This is a genomic window from Pseudomonas sp. GW821-FHT09D08 (assembly GCF_059416305.1).
This window is the reverse complement of sequence record NZ_JBWKOX010000004.1, coordinates 213613-229778: the sequence shown is the minus strand read 5'-3', so window position 1 is coordinate 229778 and position 16166 is coordinate 213613. Positions and strand designations below refer to the sequence as shown.

Sequence of the window (16166 nt, the reverse complement as noted above, 5' to 3'; positions counted from 1 at the left end):
GCCTCTACAGCCTGCTCCTGAACTGATATTACCGTCCGCGCTTCCACAGATACCCACCCACCACCATCCCCATCACACACAGGACAGCCACGTAGTAAGCCGGGCCCATCGGGCTTTCCTTCATCAGCAGCGACACCGCCAGCGGCGTCAGCCCGCCGAACACGGCGTAGGCCACGTTGTAGGAAAACGACAGACCACTGAAGCGCACCACGGGCGGGAAGGCTTTCACCATCACGTAAGGCACCACGCCAATGGTGCCGACGAACAGGCCGGTCAAGGCGTACAGCGGGAACAGCCAGTCCGGGTGGGTCATGAGGCTGTGGTACAGCGTCCAGGAAGTCGCCAGCAGCAATGCGCAACCGCTTACCAGTACACGCCCGGCACCAAAACGGTCAGCCAGGGCGCCGGAGGCAATGCAGCCAAGGCTCAACGTCACGATGGCCAGGCTATTGGCCTGCAGCGCAACAGTCGGGCTGAAGTGGTAGATGGTCTGCAGCACGGTCGGGGTCATCAGGATGACCACCACGACGCCGGCCGACAGCAGCCAGGTCAGCAGCATCGACAACACGATGGCACCGCGGTGGTCACGTAATACGGCACGCAATGGCAGCTCGGCGGCCAAGGTCTTGCGTTGCTGCATCTCGGCGAAGATCGGCGTTTCATGCAACCAGCGGCGCAGGTACACCGACAGCAGGCCGAACACGCCACCGAGCAGGAACGGAATGCGCCAGGCGTAATCCGAGACCTGCTCCGGGCTGTAAATAGTGTTGATGGCAGTGGCCACCAGCGAGCCCAGCAGGATCCCGGCGGTCAGGCCGCTGGTCAGGGTGCCGCAGGCGTAGCCGATATGGCGCGGCGGTACGTGCTCGGAGACGAACACCCAGGCGCCGGGGACTTCACCGCCAATCGCTGCGCCCTGGATGATGCGCATCAACAGCAACAGGACCGGTGCCCACAGGCCGATCTGCGCGTAGGTCGGCAGCAGGCCCATGATCAGGGTCGGCACGGCCATCATGAAGATGCTCAGGGTGAACATTTTCTTGCGGCCCAGCAGGTCACCGAAGTGCGCCATGATGATGCCGCCCAGCGGGCGTGCCAGGTAACCGGCGGCGAAGATGCCGAAGGTCTGCATCATGCGCAGCCATTCGGGCATATCGACAGGGAAGAACAGTTTTCCGACCACGGTGGCGAAAAACACGAAAATGATGAAGTCATAAAACTCCAGCGCCCCGCCCAAGGCAGACAGCGACAGGGTTTTGTAGTCGTTGCGGGTCAGCGGGCGCGACGGTTGCGCACTGCTTGCAGGCACGGAGGACATGGCAAGGCTTCTCTTATAGTAGTCAGCTTGGTAAGGACGACACGCCCGGGACCAGCGGCGGTCTGGCAAGATAGCAAATCGCTTGTAAAAGCACAGCGCCAGGAGAACAGTTGCGCGCAAAAGCCGCGATACAGCAGCTATTTACCGACCAAATGAGCGCCGGGAGGTCGTCGTGGCGCCAGGGTCTCGATATACTCGGCCCTTGCAAGCGCAAGAACCCCAGGCTTGAGGGGCTGCTGCGCCAAAACGTCGTTGGGTGCCATCCAGCCGATTTGGCAGAGTTTCCCTTTAGTACGCCTTACGAGAAACGTATCGAACGGAGTATGTTTGTGCTGAAACGTTTTTCTAATAGTCGGCTATCCACCTTGCTCCACCTATAAAAGCGTCACGGGTCAGAGGCCCCCCGGCATGATCGAACTCGAACAAGAAGATCCTATCCCGCAAGGCGATCTCGCCCTGCAAATCACCGCGCTCCCGCGTGAAACCAACGGTTTTGGCGATATCTTCGGCGGCTGGCTGGTCGCGCAGATGGACCTCGCCGGTACCGCCATGGCCAGCAAGGTCGCAGGCGGGCGTGTGGCCACCGTGGCCATTGACCGCATGGCGTTCCTGGTGCCGGTGGCAGTGGGCGCGCAACTGTCCTTCTATACCCAGGCCCTGGAAATCGGCCGCAGCTCGATCCAGATGATGGTCGAAGTGTGGAGCGACGACCCGCTGTCCAGCGAATGGCGCAAGGTCACCGAGGCGGTGTTTGTATTTGTCGCTATCGATGGCAGCGGCCGCACACGCTCGGTGCCATCGCGCGCGCGTTAAACCTCGCGGGGTTTTGACGGTCAATTGCCCCATTGCCTGCCATTGAGAGTGCCTGCTATGCCTACGCCCCACGTTGAGACCGTGAAAGTCGACGAACTGGACTGCTGGCGCATCCGCCATAACGGCGCCGAGCTGATGATCGCCCAGCAGGGCGCGCATATCTTCAGTTACGGCCGCGAAGGCGAGCAGCCGCTGATCTGGCCGAATCCTGAGGCGGTGTTCAAGAAGGGCAAGGGCATTCGTACCGGCGTCCCGGTGTGCTGGCCCTGGTTTGGGGTGTTCGACCGCAACCCGCCCAGCGTAAAGGCGATGCGCCAAAGTGATCAGCCTGCGGGCGCTCACGGTTTCGTGCGTACCGCGACCTGGGCATTGGCCGGCACCTCCCTTGAAGGTGAAGCGCTGCGGGTGGACCTGAAGCTACCGGTTCCTGCAGGCGGCTTCCCCGGCTGGCCCCATCAGGTCGACCTGAGCCTGAGCCTGCTGCTGGACGACCAACTGCACATCCGCCTGACCAGCCACAACCGTGGCGACGACACAGTCACGCTCAGCCAGGCGCTGCACACCTACTTCGCCGTGAGCGACGTACGCAACGTGCAGGTCGAAGGCCTGGACGGCTCGGCGTACATCGATACCGCCGATGGCTGGAGCGAGAAAACCCAGTCCGGCCTGCTGCACTTCACTGCCGAGACCGACCGCATCTACCTCGATACGCCCCCGTCGCTAAGCATCCTCGATCAGGACTGGCAGCGTCGCATCCAGCTCACCAGCCAAGGCTCGAAATCCACCGTGATCTGGAACCCCTGGACCGAACGCGCCAAGGCTTTCGACGACATGGCCGATGATGGCTGGCAGGGCATGCTGTGCATCGAGACGGCGAATGTGCTGGATGATGTGGTGACGCTGGCGCCGGGTGAAAGCCACACGCTGGGTGTGAGCATCACCGGTGTTACCCGGTAGATGGAGTTCCAAATGTGGGAGGGGGCTTGCCCCCGATAGCGGTGAATCAGACACCAAAGACAGTTACTGGCACCCTGCTATCGGGGGCAAGCCCCCTCCCACATTGGGTTCAGCGTAAGCTTATAGATCGGATTCCTTTACCACCCGCACCTTGCCCGCATCCAGCGCGTAGGCGGCGTCGGCCAAATCGTTGTTCACCGTCTCCACCTTCAACGTGCCGGTCACCCACAGCGGCGTGTAGATATCATCCAGTTTCAAACCCTTGGGATAACGCACCAGCACCAACTGGTTAGGCGGCGGTGGCGGCACGTGGATGCAGGCGCCCGGGTAGGGCACCAGGAAGAACAGGGTACTGCGGCCTTTGGCGTCGGTTTCCAGAGGCACCGGGTAGCCGCCGATCCGGATGTTCTTGCCATTCATGGCGGCCACGGTCTTGGTCGAATACATCACCGCCGGCAAGCCTTTGCTCTGCTTCAGGCCACCTTTGTCGGTGAACGTGCCTTGGGCTTCGGGGGAGTTGTGATCAATCTCGGGCATGGCCTCGAGGGCCTTCTGGTCCGACAGCGGCATCAGGTCGAGCCAGTCGGTTTCCGGCAGTTCGCCGGCGTGGGCCAGGCCAGAGCCCAGCAGAAGGAGAGTCAACAGGAGACGGCGCATGGAAAGGCTCGGCAAGTACAAGTGGCGAGCATTCTAGCCCTCTGCGCCTGCGCAGCGCAGAGGACTTTGTCGGCTGATTACTTCTTTTTGATCAGGCCGTAGATCACCAGCAGGATGATTGCGCCGACCAGTGCGCCGATAAAGCCTGCGCCTTGACCCGCCTGGTAGATGCCCAGCGCCTGGCCACCGTAGGTCGCGGCCAGGGAGCCGGCGATACCCAGCAGGATGGTCATGATCCAGCCCATGCTGTCGTCGCCGGGCTTGAGGAAACGCGCCAGCAGGCCGACGATCAAGCCGATAAAGATGGTTCCGATGATACCCATGGCATTTCCCTCTGAATGAAGTGAGCTATGCCAAAGCCTAGACAGGCTTTGGCATCCTGCAATCAGAGGACGGCGATAACCGAATGGTTCCCGCCGATCCCCGGGTTATTGCTCGGCGATCAGCGCTTCGACCTTGAGGATCTGCGCTTGCAGCGTTGCGCGGTCCTTGCAGCGCAGGTTGGCGTGGCCGACCTTGCGCCCGGCCTTGAAGGCCTTGCCGTAGTGATGCAGGTGGCAGTCTTCGATGGCGATCACGCGCTCCACCGGCGGTACCACGCCGATAAAGTTGAGCATCGCGCTCTCACCGACCTTGGCCGTGGAGCCCAATGGCAAGCCCGCGACAGCGCGCAGGTGGTTTTCGAACTGGCTGCACTCGGCGCCTTCGGTTGTCCAGTGCCCGGAGTTATGCACACGCGGGGCGATTTCGTTGGCCTTGAGGCCGCCGTCGACTTCAAAGAACTCGAACGCCATCACACCGACGTAATCCAGCTGCTTGAGCACGCGGCTGGAATAGTCTTCGGCCAGGGCCTGCAACGGGTGATCGGTGCTGGCCACGGACAGCTTGAGGATGCCGCTGTCGTGGGTGTTGTGCACCAACGGGTAGAAGCGGGTCTCACCATCCCGGGCGCGTACGGCGATCAACGAGACTTCGCCGGTGAACGGCACGAAGCCTTCAAGCAAGCAGGCCACGCTGCCCAGTTCGGCGAAAGTGCCGACCACATCGGCGGCGGTGCGCAGGACTTTCTGGCCCTTGCCGTCGTAGCCCAGGGTGCGGGTTTTCAGCACGGCCGGCAGGCCGATGCTGGCGACGGCGGCGTCCAGGTCCGCCTGGGACTGGATATCGGCGAAGGCTGGGGTCGGAATGCCCAGGTCCTTGAACATGCTTTTCTCGAACCAGCGGTCACGGGCAATGCGCAAGGCTTCGGCGCTCGGGTACACCGGTACGAACTGCGACAGGAAGGCCACGGTTTCGGCCGGTACGCTTTCAAACTCGAACGTCACCAAATCGACTTCGTCGGCCAGTTGGCGCAGGTGGTCCGGGTCGCTGTAGTCAGCGCGCAGGTGTTCACCCAAGGCTGCCGCACAGGCGTCCGGCGCCGGATCCAGGAAAGCGAAGTTCATCCCCAGCGGGGTGCCCGCCAAGGCCAGCATACGGCCCAGTTGGCCGCCACCGATTACACCGATTTTCATCGTCAACACCCTCAGGCGATACGTGGGTCTGGATTGTCCAGCACGCTGTCTGTCTGCTCGGCACGGAATTTCTTCAGCACCGCGTGGAACTGCGGGTGCTTGGCGCCCAGGATACTGGCGGACAGCAAGGCGGCGTTGATGGCACCGGCCTTGCCGATCGCCAGGGTGGCCACCGGGATACCGGCCGGCATCTGCACGATGGACAACAGCGAATCCACGCCCGAGAGCATTGCCGACTGCACCGGTACGCCAAGCACCGGCAGGTGGGTCTTGGCCGCACACATGCCCGGCAGGTGTGCGGCACCACCGGCACCGGCAATGATCACCTCGATGCCACGGGATTCTGCTTCATCGGCATACTGGAACAGCAAATCCGGGGTGCGGTGGGCAGAGACCACTTTCACTTCATACGGAATGCCGAGTTTTTCCAGCATATCGGCGGTGTGGCTAAGGGTGGACCAATCGGACTTGGAGCCCATGATCACGCCAACCAATGCACTCATCGTCGTGCCTCTTCTCTCTGGGCGCCCGCAGGCGCGTCAAAAAACAACAAGCCACGCGGGAAATCCGGCGTGGCTTGTTGTACGAAATGTGGCCGGTTGGACCGGCCGAAGGCCGCGCAGTATACCGTAATAATCCAGATAAACAGCCCCTGGAATGACCATCTGTCTAGCGGGGCAAAGTGGCGGTTTTATTGACCCTGTAGGAGCGAGCTTGCTCGCGAAGATCGCCAACGATGACGCGGGCGTTCTGAATGGATACGGCGCTCTCAGGTTTTTCGCGAGCAAGCTCACTCCTACAGGGATCGCATTCAGGTACTTTGCGCCGCGCCACCTTCCAACTTGCGCCACAACAACCGCACATTCGCCTTGCGCACCAGCGCGCAGCGATACAGACGAATTTCCAGCGGCACGTGCCATTGCGGCCCGCCGCAGACCACCAATTCACCGCGGGCCAGTTCGGCACGCACGCTCAGTTGCGGCACCCAGGCGATGCCCAGGCCTTCCAGGGCCATGCTTTTGAGGCTGTCGGCCATGGCGGTTTCGTACACCGTGGTAAAGCGCAGCGCGCGCTGGCGCAGCAACAGGTGCACGGAACGGCCGAGGAACGCCCCGGCGCTGTAGGCCAGCAGCGGCACACTGCCCTCTCCTTCGAGGTCGAACAGCGGCTTGCCGTCGGCGTCGGCCGCGCATACCGGGAGCATTTCGGTGTTGCCCAGGTGCAGTGAGGGGAAGATTTCGGCGTCCATTTGCATCGCCGCATCCGGGTCGTAGAACGCCAGCATCAGGTCGCAGCCGCCTTCACGCAGGGCATGCACCGCATCGCCGACGTTGGTGGCCACCAGTCGTGTGGCGATGTTCAGGCCGTCGTTGCGCAGTTGTGCGATCCAGCGCGGGAAGAAACCCAACGCCAGGGAGTGGGCAGCGGCCACTTGCATGACTTCGCCCTGCCCGCCTTCCAGGTGATGCAAATGGCGCAGCACTTCGCCGAGCTGCTCGACCACGGTACGCGCGGTGACCAGGAACAACTGCCCCGCCGCCGTCAGCTCAACCGGCGTGCGCGAGCGGTTGACCAGGGTCAGGCCCAATGCGGCCTCAAGGCTGCGGATACGTCGGCTGAACGCCGGCTGGGTGACAAAGCGCCGCTCCGCCGCCTGGGAAAAGCTGCGAGTCGCCGCCAGGGCGCTGAAGTCTTCCAGCCATTTGCTCTCAAGGTTCATCACTGCCTCCCACGGATACGCACCATTTTGGCACACACGCCCGCCATGATAGCCGGGTCACACTCACATTATGCCGTTTATGCATAGGCCAGTGTTTAACAGCATTGGCCCAAAATTTCCTACAGGCCTAGCATTCGCAGCGTTCCGGCCTGTTCCGGGTCCATATCGAGATGATTTCCGTCATGTCCTCCGCTGCATCATTCCGCACAGAAAAAGACCTGCTTGGCGTACTCGAAGTACCTGCCCAAGCGTATTACGGCATCCAGACCCTGCGAGCGGTGAATAACTTCCGCCTCTCGGGCGTTCCGATTTCGCATTACCCGAAATTGGTGGTCGGCCTGGCAATGGTCAAGCAAGCGGCGGCTGACGCCAACCGCGAGTTGGGCCAGCTCAGCGAAGCCAAGCACGCTGCCATCAGCGAAGCCTGTGCCCGCCTGATCCGCGGCGATTTCCACGAAGAGTTCGTGGTGGACATGATTCAAGGCGGCGCCGGCACTTCAACCAACATGAATGCCAACGAAGTCATCGCCAACATCGCGTTGGAGGCCATGGGCCACAACAAGGGCGAATACCAGTACCTGCACCCCAACAACGACGTGAACATGGCGCAGTCGACCAACGACGCCTACCCGACCGCGATCCGCCTGGGCCTGCTGTTGGGCCACGACGCGCTGCTGGCCAGTCTCGACAGCCTGATCCAGGCATTCGCCGCCAAGGGCGTCGAATTCAGCCACGTGCTGAAAATGGGCCGCACCCAATTGCAAGACGCCGTGCCGATGACCCTCGGCCAGGAATTCCGTGCGTTCGCCACTACCCTCGGTGAAGACCTGGCCCGCCTGAAAACCCTGGCGCCAGAGCTGCTCACCGAAGTGAACCTGGGCGGTACCGCCATCGGCACCGGCATCAACGCCGACCCACGCTACCAGGCCCTGGCCGTACAACGCCTGGCCGTTATCAGCGGCCAGCCAGTGGTCCCGGCTGCCGACCTGATCGAAGCCACCTCCGACATGGGCGCCTTCGTGCTGTTCTCCGGCATGCTCAAGCGTACCGCCGTGAAACTGTCGAAGATCTGCAACGACCTGCGCCTGCTGTCCAGCGGCCCACGTACCGGCATCAACGAGATCAACCTGCCGGCGCGCCAGCCAGGCAGCTCGATCATGCCCGGCAAGGTCAACCCGGTGATCCCGGAAGCGGTCAACCAGGTCGCGTTCCAAGTCATCGGCAACGACCTGGCCCTGACCATGGCGGCCGAAGGCGGCCAGCTGCAACTGAACGTGATGGAGCCGCTGATCGCCTTCAAGATCTTCGACTCGATCCGCCTGCTGCAACGCGCCATGGACATGCTGCGCGAGCACTGCATCGTCGGCATCACCGCCAACGAAGCCCGCTGCCGCGAACTGGTGGAACACTCCATCGGCCTGGTCACCGCGCTGAACCCGTACATCGGCTATGAAAACGCCACCCGCATTGCGCGTATCGCCCTCGAAAGCGGCCGCGGCGTGCTGGAACTGGTGCGCGAAGAAGGCTTGCTCGACGACGCCATGCTCGACGACATCCTGCGCCCCGAAAACATGATTGCCCCACGCCTGGTCCCGTTGAAGGCCTAAGCGTTTGTTGCACCGCTCACCAGGTTGAGGGACTAGACACCTCTCACCTTTTGAGGGCCTGAAGGCTCGTTCTTCAGGCCCTTTTTTTTGCCTCAAGGTTGTGAAATGACGCCCATAAAAAATCCAATATCGCCCTGCAAACCCTCCTTGCCTGTAACAGCTTGGCTGAAACCTTTAATCAGCCCGAGCAGACGGATCACGTTCGCCTAGGTATAGTGCCGCCCCTCTTCGCGTCTGCGGCCGTCGGTAACGAGCCCGGATACACGCGATAGCGCATGAATAACAACACCCGCAAAAGGATTGGGGTCGAACCGTCGCGCACTGCCTGGTGCTATGCGAGGGGTAGGACCGTCCTGCGTTTGCCATTAGAAAAATCAGCGAGGAACACTCCATGCTCGAAGTCATCAACGACTTCCTCTCAGGGAAAGTACTGATCGTGCTCATTGTCGGGCTCGGCGGTTATTTCACGATCCGCTCGCGTTTCGTTCAATTGCGTCACTTTTTCCACATGTTTTCGGTGTTTCGCGACAGCCTGAAAAACAGCTCCGACCAACTCAGCTCGTTCCAGGCGCTGATGCTCAGCCTGGCCGGGCGTGTCGGTGCCGGTAACATCGCGGGTGTCGGCATTGCCGTGACCCTGGGCGGCCCGGGTGCCGTGTTCTGGATGTGGGTCACCGCGCTGGTGGGCATGTCTTCGAGCTTTATCGAGTGCTCCCTCGGCCAGTTGTACAAGCGCACTGACGCGGAAGGCACCTACCGTGGCGGCCCGGCCTATTACATCCAGCACGGCCTGCACAAGCGCTGGCTGGGGATGGTCATGGCGTTCCTGCTGCTGGTGACCTTCGGCTTTGCCTTCAACGGCCTGCAAGCCCACGCCGTGACCCACTCGCTGAACAACGCGTTTGGCCTGGACACCACCTACACCGGCCTGGCCCTGGCGGTATTGCTGGGCCTGGTGTTCATCGGCGGGATCAAGCGCATCGCCTCGATCGCCGACCTGCTGGTACCGGTCAAGACCCTGGTCTACATCGCCGTGACCCTGTATGTGATCGTGCTGCAATTCGACCACGTACCGGCCATGCTCGCGACCATCGTCAAAAGCGCCTTCGGCCTCGACCAAGCCTTCGGCGGCCTGGTGGGCAGCGCAATCATCATGGGTGTGAAACGCGGCGTGTTCGCCAACGAAGCCGGCCTGGGCAGTGCGCCCAACGTAGCGGCCGTCGCTTCGGTAGAACACCCGATCGCCCAAGGCGTTGTCCAGGCGTTCAGCGTGTTCCTCGACACCTTCGTGATCTGCACCTGCACCGCGCTGCTGATCCTGCTCTCCGGTTTCTACACCCCAGGCTTCGAAGGCGACGGCATTGCCCTGACCCAGAACTCCCTGGCCGCTGTGGTGGGTGACTGGGGCCGCATGTTTATCTCGGTGGCCCTGGCGTTGTTCGTGTTTACCTCGATCATGTACAACTACTACCTGGGCGAGAGCAACCTGCGCTTCCTGGTGGGCAACAACCGCAAGGTGCTGATGGGTTATCGCGCGCTGGTGCTGGTGCTGATTTTCTGGGGTTCGATCGAGAACCTGAGCACCGTGTTCGCCTTCGCCGACATCACCATGACCATGCTGGCCTTCGTCAACCTGTTCGCCCTGGCGTTCCTGTTCAAGATCGCCATGCGCATCCTGAACGACTACGACAACCAGCGCGCGGCAGGCATCAAGACCCCGGTGTTCGACTCCAGCCAGTTCCCAGACCTGGACCTGGACCGCAAGGCCTGGCCGGCCAACCCGGCAAAACCGGACGTTGCCGCATCGGCAGAACTGAACGCTCAAGTGCAACGCTGAGCGTAGACAGATGACACGCCGCCCGGCCTTGGGCATGCTCGGGGCCCGGCGGCGTTTTTCGTTCAGGAGAATCTTCGATGTCCCCAGCCAATAATCTCATGGTGCTCTACACCGGTGGCACCATCGGCATGCAGGCCAGCGCCAATGGCCTGGCCCCCGCATCCGGTTTTGAAGCGCGCATGCGCGAACAGCTCGCCAACGTGTCGGTACCCGCCTGGCGCTTCCGGGAAATGTCCCCGCTGATCGACAGCGCCAACATGACCCCCGCCTACTGGCAGCGCCTGCGCACCGCCGTGGTCGAGGCCGTGGATGACGGTTGCGATGCCGTGCTGATCCTGCACGGCACCGACACCCTGGCCTACAGCGCGGCGGCGATGAGCTTCCAGCTGTTGGGCTTGCCGGCGCCGGTGGTGTTCACCGGCTCGATGTTGCCTGCCGGCGTACCCGACAGCGATGCCTGGGAAAACGTCAGCGGAGCCCTGCTGGCGTTGGGCGAGGGCCTGGCGCCCGGCGTGCACCTGTACTTCCACGGCGCGCTGATGGCCCCGACCCGCTGCGCGAAGATCCGCAGCTTTGGTCGCCATCCGTTCGCCGCGCTGCAGCGCAACGGCGGTGTGGCCAAGGCCGAAGCGCTGCCCGCCGCGCTGGATTACCGCCAACCGAAGGCCCTGGCCAATGTCGGTGTATTGCCGCTGGTACCGGGCATCGCCGCAGCACCATTGGACGCATTGCTCGGCAGCGGCATCCAGGCACTGGTGCTGGAATGCTTCGGCAGCGGCACCGGGCCCAGCGATAACCCTGAGTTTCTTGCCAGCCTCCAGCGCGCCGAAGAAAACGGCATCGTGGTCGTGGCAATCACCCAATGCCATGAAGGCGGCGTGGAACTGGATGTGTACGAAGCCGGCAGCCGCCTGCGCGGCGTGGGCGTGTTGTCAGGTGGCGGCATGACCCGTGAAGCGGTATTCGGCAAGCTCAACGCGTTGCTCGGGGCCGGGCTGTCCATCGCCGAAGTCCGGCGACTGGTAGAGCTGGACCTGTGCGGCGAACTGAGCTGATCCCACCGCCGCACTGTAGATAGTCACCCCCTTCCCTGGCTGGCCGGCCCCTAGCATGGAACACCCGAGCGAACACCTCGGGCCGTTCCCATCAACCGGCAAGACAGGGATGCCCCATGACCACGCCCATCTCAATCGCTTCACAACAGCCACTGGAATTGCTCACCCAACTGTTAACAGGCCCGTCGTTCAGGGAAGTGGCGGCGGTGTTGTTGCGCCAGGCACTGCAGGCCCGCTACCCCACACTGGAAATCGACCCCGATATCTGCCTGATCGGCACCCCCGGCTGGAAGATCATCGACGAACAGGCCTGCGCCACTACCACCGCCTACCGCACACTGAGCGACAGCCTGACCGATCAGGCCGTGCTCGGCGAACCGACCCTGTACATCGAAGGCGAACACTTCCTGACCCAGCAACCGCTCACCGAGCCGCCAACCCATTTGCCGGTGCGCATCGGTGACATCGCCCATCTGCTCAATACCCTGGCCCCCGTCATGCTGGCGGCCTGGCAGGAGCAACAGCTGGCGTTCTGGAATAAAAGCAACGGCAGCGGCCCCCATTGGCATCAGCTGTCCAACTCATTGCGCGGGGTGTGGAATGTCCGGCAGGCACCGGGCTGGAACGAAAGCGACTGCGCCATGGCACGCCAGTTGTTTCACGCGCCCACCTACGATGTGCGACGGCTCAACGACCCATACACCAGCCACGCCTACCTGCTCGATATCGATCAGGTCGACGGCGCGCAGGTGACCCACCTCAACCGGCTCGCGCTGTCGGTCCTGATCGGCAGGCAGGCCGGGCGAGACGTCATCCTCACCCACTCGCTGCTCAAGGGCTATGAGAAGTTCACGTCCCTGGCACAGCTGGGCCAAAGCCTGCCCGCCCGCCTGGACACCTCGGCACCCCGCACACAGTTGCAATGGCGCCTGTTCGAACCTGACGGCAATTTTTTCGATCACCAGGCCTGCAGCCTGATTGCCTTGCAGGTCGAGGCCATCGGCAGCCTGGACTTCTCCGGCGTGCGCCACCCGGACACGGCGCCACCACCCGGTGCCACCGAGTTGGCCACCGGCCCCGGCCGCGAGTGGTACCAGCAGGCGCTGCCGGGCTGGCTGCAAGAGGCGTCGACGTCCGACCTGAACTTCTATGCGCGGCATCTCAAGGACCTCGCGTCCCTGAACAGCAGCACCGGCGGCAAGTCGTATCAGGACGATATCCCGCCCATCGAGCAGTACGCGCTCAATCACCTCAAGGCGGAAATCCTCAAGGACCATCCGCAAGCCGGTGCCCTGGCCTTGGATACGCTCACCCTGAAAGTCCAGCAGCCGGTGGTGTGGGGGACTTTCACGGTGCCCGGCATGACCGAGACCACCACCTTCAACCTCGCCGAACTGGCGCTGCACAACCTGATCGCCATCCCGGTCGGCAACAAGACCTTGCAGCTGCATAACGGCCAAAATCTGCCGGACTGGCTGACCGTCGAGTACATCGAGAGCCTCATTTCCCGGGTGGACATCGGCCGGAACTACCCGGCGCTGATCAAAAGCAAGCTGCTGGAAATCCCTCGCGAGGCCTCATCGCGAAAGAACCTCTACATCCAGCACCTGCGCATCCAGCTGCCGTTGCTGGCCCTGCAGGGCAAGATTCAGCAACAGGATGGCATCGATGACCGCGGCTATCGATACGTCGCCGCCCTGATGCAAGCCGAGGCCTCGGATCACACGGTAGACGGGCAGACCATCGTCATGCGGCCTCTGGCGTTCATCCCGCAACGGCGGGACGACGCCACTGCCGATGAGGTCGAAAACATGTACGTCATCGGCCCGCAAGATCCCGCCACCGGCCCCTGCCTGCTCTATCGACCGCTGTTCACGCCGGCCCTGGTGCAATACCCGTCCCCGGCCAACCTGATGTACGCCATTGCACAGTCCCCCGACCTGCGCCGTTCGGTGCTGGCCTGGTTGCCGGACAGCGCGCGCGATGCTTACGCCAACTATGTGTTCCCGGGAGAATTGCCTTCTCCCTGGGCCGTCGCCGATTTTCTGGTGGACGCCTCGACACTGGAAACCATGAGCGGCCCCATCGGCCTGGGCAAAGACCCACTCAAGGGTGACCTGCTCGCCGGGCTGTTTGAAGCCAACGCCCAGGCCCTGGTCAAGCTGGCAGACCGCCAGTCGACCTCCAATACCGAGAACCGCTGGGCGACCCTCAAGCAAACAGGCTGGACGCTCCTCAATGCCGCGCTGCCCTTTACCAGCCCCAGCGTGGCGACAGGCCTGTGGATCTGGCAGATCGTCGATCAGTTGCAACAGTTTGTCGGGGCCACGGAGCAGGATGACACCGCGGTCCAATGGACCACTTTCACCGACGTGCTGCTGAACCTGTCGATGGCGATTACCCTGCATATCAGCACGCGCCTGCGTCCCCGCGGCGCTCGGCCCGAGAGGGAATCCAGGCCGGCCGAGCCCTCGGCAGGTCAGCGGGTCGAGATCAAACAGCTGGGCGCCATCGCCGGCAATGAAAGCCCACCGGGTCACACTCCACTGCTGCATACCAGCGGCGCGCTCAATCGGTCGGCCGCCACCCTGGGGCGGGTGCTGGATCGTTTCAAAGTCAGCCAGCCTGGCGCAGCGAGCAGCGTCGACACCCGCCCGGGGCCCACCCGCCACCTGACCCGCGTCGCCGAGCGTTTCTACGCACAGGTCGGCGAGCGCTGGTTTGAAGTGAGCGCGGACGACGAGGGCAACGTGGTCATCATCGACCCTCGGCAGCCGGATCGAACCGGACCGCCGCTGATTCACAACGCCGCCGGCCAATGGTTCGTCGACACCCGCCTGCGCCTGCGCGGCGGCGGCCCCAAGCGCATGCTCAACAGAGCCGAAGCGGAAGCGACCCTCAAGGCCGCCGAAGTACGGGCCAAGCTCGAGGCCTTCGAAAACGCCAAGAAGACCGCACAAAGAGCACTGCAACAGGCCCGCCAGGCCATGACCGACGTCTCCGGTAACGCTGCAGAAGTCAAACGCCAGCACTACATGGACACCCTCGACCAGCAAAGCGCGGATTACGAAGCGGCACTGCAACACCTCAAGACCCTGAGTGTGTTCACCCCGGTCCCCGACTATCAGCAAAAAGCCCTGGGTTATATAAGAGCGCAACTGGAGCTTACCGAAGCCGCGATCAGGGAGGCCCAGACCACCTTCACCCCCCAGCTCAGGGTCGTGCTTGACCAGCTCGAACACCCCGACACCCGGCACCCGACGCGGTACGTCGAAGACGCGCGACAAATGACCGAGATGAGTGAAGACATGATCACGCGCCTGGACTACACCCATGCGCGCTTCACTCAACTCAAGGCCCTGGCCAAGGAGGGCGTGCAGTTGATCCAGAGCGCCAGGAAAAAACTGCCGGCCTACACCAGTATCGACCTCAAGGCCCTGCAGATAACCCTGGCGCGCAGGTTGTGCCTGCCGGAGGACAGCGCGACCCGTGCACCCCAGGCCTGGGCCAGCCTCAATGAGATTGTCGACAACGCCGATCTGTCGGTCCAGGCCCTGCGCGACACCCTCAACGAACGCAGCGAGGCGCGGCTGGACGAACGCATTGAATCCCTGAGCAGCCTGATCGAACAATTCAAGGTCCTTGACGAACGCCTGGAGGACTTCTCCCAGGAGTTTTCCAGCCTGACCCACCTCTCCCCGCTGGAACGCCTGCGCAAACAGGTCAAGGATTTCTCCAGGCAGGCCTTGACCCATCTGTCCCAGCTGCACGCTGAGCGGGACATCCTGCGCAACCGACCCACCCCTCCACCGACGCCCCCCAAGCCCTTGAAGAAATTCATCCATACCCGTTACAACGGCGTGATGATCGGCGAGCCCCGCCTGACGGCGGTCGGCCTTGAAACCGACCTGGTGGATATCAAGTCACCGCTGACCCGGCAGGTCATTGCCACCTTCCATGAGAAAAGCCCCAACGTCTGGGTGCAACGGCTGAGCCCTGCACACACCGAGCAGGCGGTGCCCGAGCTTCAGTCCAGCCTCGGACAGGGCCGCACGCTGCTGGACGGTTTGCCCGCGTTCAGGCAACGGGCCATCGAGCAAACACGCCAAGCCGGGCGCACCGCCGTCGGTATCGAATACCTGTACCACCGTCACGCGTTGCTGCTGGAAGAAACCAGCCGGCACATCGAGCAGGCCCTGGCCGACAGCACCATCACAGCGGATCAAACCCAATCGGCAACCGCCCTTGGCAAGCAGCTCAACGACGCGGCACAGGACCTGTACCGGCGCGCGTCCGAGAGCATGACGCGCATGATCAAACAGCACCCCCCAACCACCAAAGGCGTCGAATGGCTGAGTGAGCGCGACGAGATCGTCATTAAGAAATCCGTGAGGCGTCGCCGGCTCAAAAGCAGCACACCGGACTACCTGGACGAATACATCATCACCGAGCGCGCGACCCATCAAGTGCTCTGGTACGCGCACTTTCATTATTCGACCGACTGGACGCCTGCCAAGGCCTACCTGAGCGCACGATTGAAGACCACCCATGAATATCGACAAGGCTCGGCGGCCGACTCGGTCAAAGGCCTGAACGAGCAGCAGCAAATCGACTATTACCGCAGCGAGATCAGCCTGGAGGCGGCCAAACGGCTATTTTTTGACCACAAGTAAGCGGCACACTCCTTG

Annotated in this window: 12 protein-coding genes; 6 read left to right on the top strand and 6 right to left on the bottom strand. The window is 62.6% G+C overall.

The features are described from left to right. Window positions 1-28 precede the first annotated feature (28 nt). Window positions 29-1318: an MFS transporter gene (locus AC07OP_RS10025; protein ID WP_027608244.1), complete on the bottom strand. Its 1290-nt coding sequence runs from the start codon at window positions 1316-1318 to the stop codon at window positions 29-31. 408 nt (window positions 1319-1726) lie between these two features. On the opposite strand from AC07OP_RS10025, the gene AC07OP_RS10020 reads away from it, so the two are divergent. Next, window positions 1727-2131, top strand: a complete 405-nt coding sequence (locus AC07OP_RS10020) for an acyl-CoA thioesterase (RefSeq protein ID WP_003176975.1) — start codon at window positions 1727-1729, stop codon at window positions 2129-2131. Window positions 2132-2188: 57 nt separating this feature from the next. Next, window positions 2189-3088: a D-hexose-6-phosphate mutarotase gene (locus tag AC07OP_RS10015; RefSeq protein ID WP_115485446.1), complete on the top strand. Its 900-nt coding sequence runs from the start codon at window positions 2189-2191 to the stop codon at window positions 3086-3088. A 120-nt stretch (window positions 3089-3208) separates the two neighbouring features. Here the strand turns inward: AC07OP_RS10015 and AC07OP_RS10010 are convergent, their stop codons facing one another. From AC07OP_RS10010 to AC07OP_RS09990, 5 genes are all read right to left on the bottom strand, one after another. After that, window positions 3209-3745, bottom strand: a complete 537-nt coding sequence (locus AC07OP_RS10010; protein ID WP_065937956.1) for a DUF3299 domain-containing protein — start codon at window positions 3743-3745, stop codon at window positions 3209-3211. A gap of 77 nt (window positions 3746-3822) precedes the next feature. Next, complete coding sequence (locus AC07OP_RS10005; protein ID WP_016978642.1) at window positions 3823-4068, bottom strand: GlsB/YeaQ/YmgE family stress response membrane protein; 246 nt, start codon at window positions 4066-4068, stop codon at window positions 3823-3825. A gap of 105 nt (window positions 4069-4173) precedes the next feature. Further along, entirely contained in the window at window positions 4174-5259 is a 1086-nt protein-coding gene (locus AC07OP_RS10000) for a 5-(carboxyamino)imidazole ribonucleotide synthase (RefSeq protein WP_027608240.1), read from the bottom strand. Between the two features lie 11 nt (window positions 5260-5270). Continuing rightward, window positions 5271-5762, bottom strand: a complete 492-nt coding sequence (gene purE, locus AC07OP_RS09995; RefSeq protein ID WP_003176980.1) for a 5-(carboxyamino)imidazole ribonucleotide mutase — start codon at window positions 5760-5762, stop codon at window positions 5271-5273. 308 nt (window positions 5763-6070) lie between these two features. Continuing rightward, a complete protein-coding gene (locus AC07OP_RS09990) occupies window positions 6071-6979 on the bottom strand; it encodes a LysR substrate-binding domain-containing protein (protein WP_065926753.1) in 909 nt (302 codons plus the stop codon). Between the two features lie 182 nt (window positions 6980-7161). On the opposite strand from AC07OP_RS09990, the gene aspA reads away from it, so the two are divergent. The 4 genes from aspA (at window position 7162) to AC07OP_RS09970 (ending at window position 16151) form a co-directional block, all read left to right on the top strand. Then, complete coding sequence (gene aspA / locus AC07OP_RS09985; RefSeq protein WP_025854459.1) at window positions 7162-8586, top strand: aspartate ammonia-lyase; 1425 nt, start codon at window positions 7162-7164, stop codon at window positions 8584-8586. A gap of 391 nt (window positions 8587-8977) precedes the next feature. Then, complete coding sequence (locus AC07OP_RS09980) at window positions 8978-10423, top strand: alanine/glycine:cation symporter family protein (protein WP_065937955.1); 1446 nt, start codon at window positions 8978-8980, stop codon at window positions 10421-10423. Between the two features lie 77 nt (window positions 10424-10500). Continuing rightward, window positions 10501-11478 carry an asparaginase gene (locus tag AC07OP_RS09975; protein WP_092355926.1) on the top strand — a complete coding sequence of 326 codons (978 nt, stop codon included), beginning with the start codon at window positions 10501-10503 and terminating at the stop codon, window positions 11476-11478. A gap of 116 nt (window positions 11479-11594) precedes the next feature. Then, window positions 11595-16151 carry a hypothetical protein gene (locus AC07OP_RS09970; RefSeq protein WP_495100798.1) on the top strand — a complete coding sequence of 1519 codons (4557 nt, stop codon included), beginning with the start codon at window positions 11595-11597 and terminating at the stop codon, window positions 16149-16151. The last annotated feature ends 15 nt before the right edge of the window (window positions 16152-16166 follow it).

What these genes read in the sequence shown, in the direction of transcription:
- AC07OP_RS10015 (WP_115485446.1), top strand. Translation starts at nt 2,189, where the DNA reads ATGCCTACGCCCCACGTTGAGACCGTGAAAGTCGACGAACTGGACTGC.
- AC07OP_RS09970 (WP_495100798.1), top strand. Translation starts at nt 11,595, where the DNA reads ATGACCACGCCCATCTCAATCGCTTCACAACAGCCACTGGAATTGCTC.
- AC07OP_RS10005 (WP_016978642.1), bottom strand. Translation starts at nt 4,068, where the DNA reads ATGGGTATCATCGGAACCATCTTTATCGGCTTGATCGTCGGCCTGCTG.
- AC07OP_RS10020 (WP_003176975.1), top strand. Translation starts at nt 1,727, where the DNA reads ATGATCGAACTCGAACAAGAAGATCCTATCCCGCAAGGCGATCTCGCC.
- AC07OP_RS09975 (WP_092355926.1), top strand. Translation starts at nt 10,501, where the DNA reads ATGTCCCCAGCCAATAATCTCATGGTGCTCTACACCGGTGGCACCATC.
- purE (WP_003176980.1), bottom strand. Translation starts at nt 5,762, where the DNA reads ATGAGTGCATTGGTTGGCGTGATCATGGGCTCCAAGTCCGATTGGTCC.
- aspA (WP_025854459.1), top strand. Translation starts at nt 7,162, where the DNA reads ATGTCCTCCGCTGCATCATTCCGCACAGAAAAAGACCTGCTTGGCGTA.
- AC07OP_RS10010 (WP_065937956.1), bottom strand. Translation starts at nt 3,745, where the DNA reads ATGCGCCGTCTCCTGTTGACTCTCCTTCTGCTGGGCTCTGGCCTGGCC.
- AC07OP_RS10000 (WP_027608240.1), bottom strand. Translation starts at nt 5,259, where the DNA reads ATGAAAATCGGTGTAATCGGTGGCGGCCAACTGGGCCGTATGCTGGCC.
- AC07OP_RS10025 (WP_027608244.1), bottom strand. Translation starts at nt 1,318, where the DNA reads ATGTCCTCCGTGCCTGCAAGCAGTGCGCAACCGTCGCGCCCGCTGACC.
- AC07OP_RS09980 (WP_065937955.1), top strand. Translation starts at nt 8,978, where the DNA reads ATGCTCGAAGTCATCAACGACTTCCTCTCAGGGAAAGTACTGATCGTG.
- AC07OP_RS09990 (WP_065926753.1), bottom strand. Translation starts at nt 6,979, where the DNA reads ATGAACCTTGAGAGCAAATGGCTGGAAGACTTCAGCGCCCTGGCGGCG.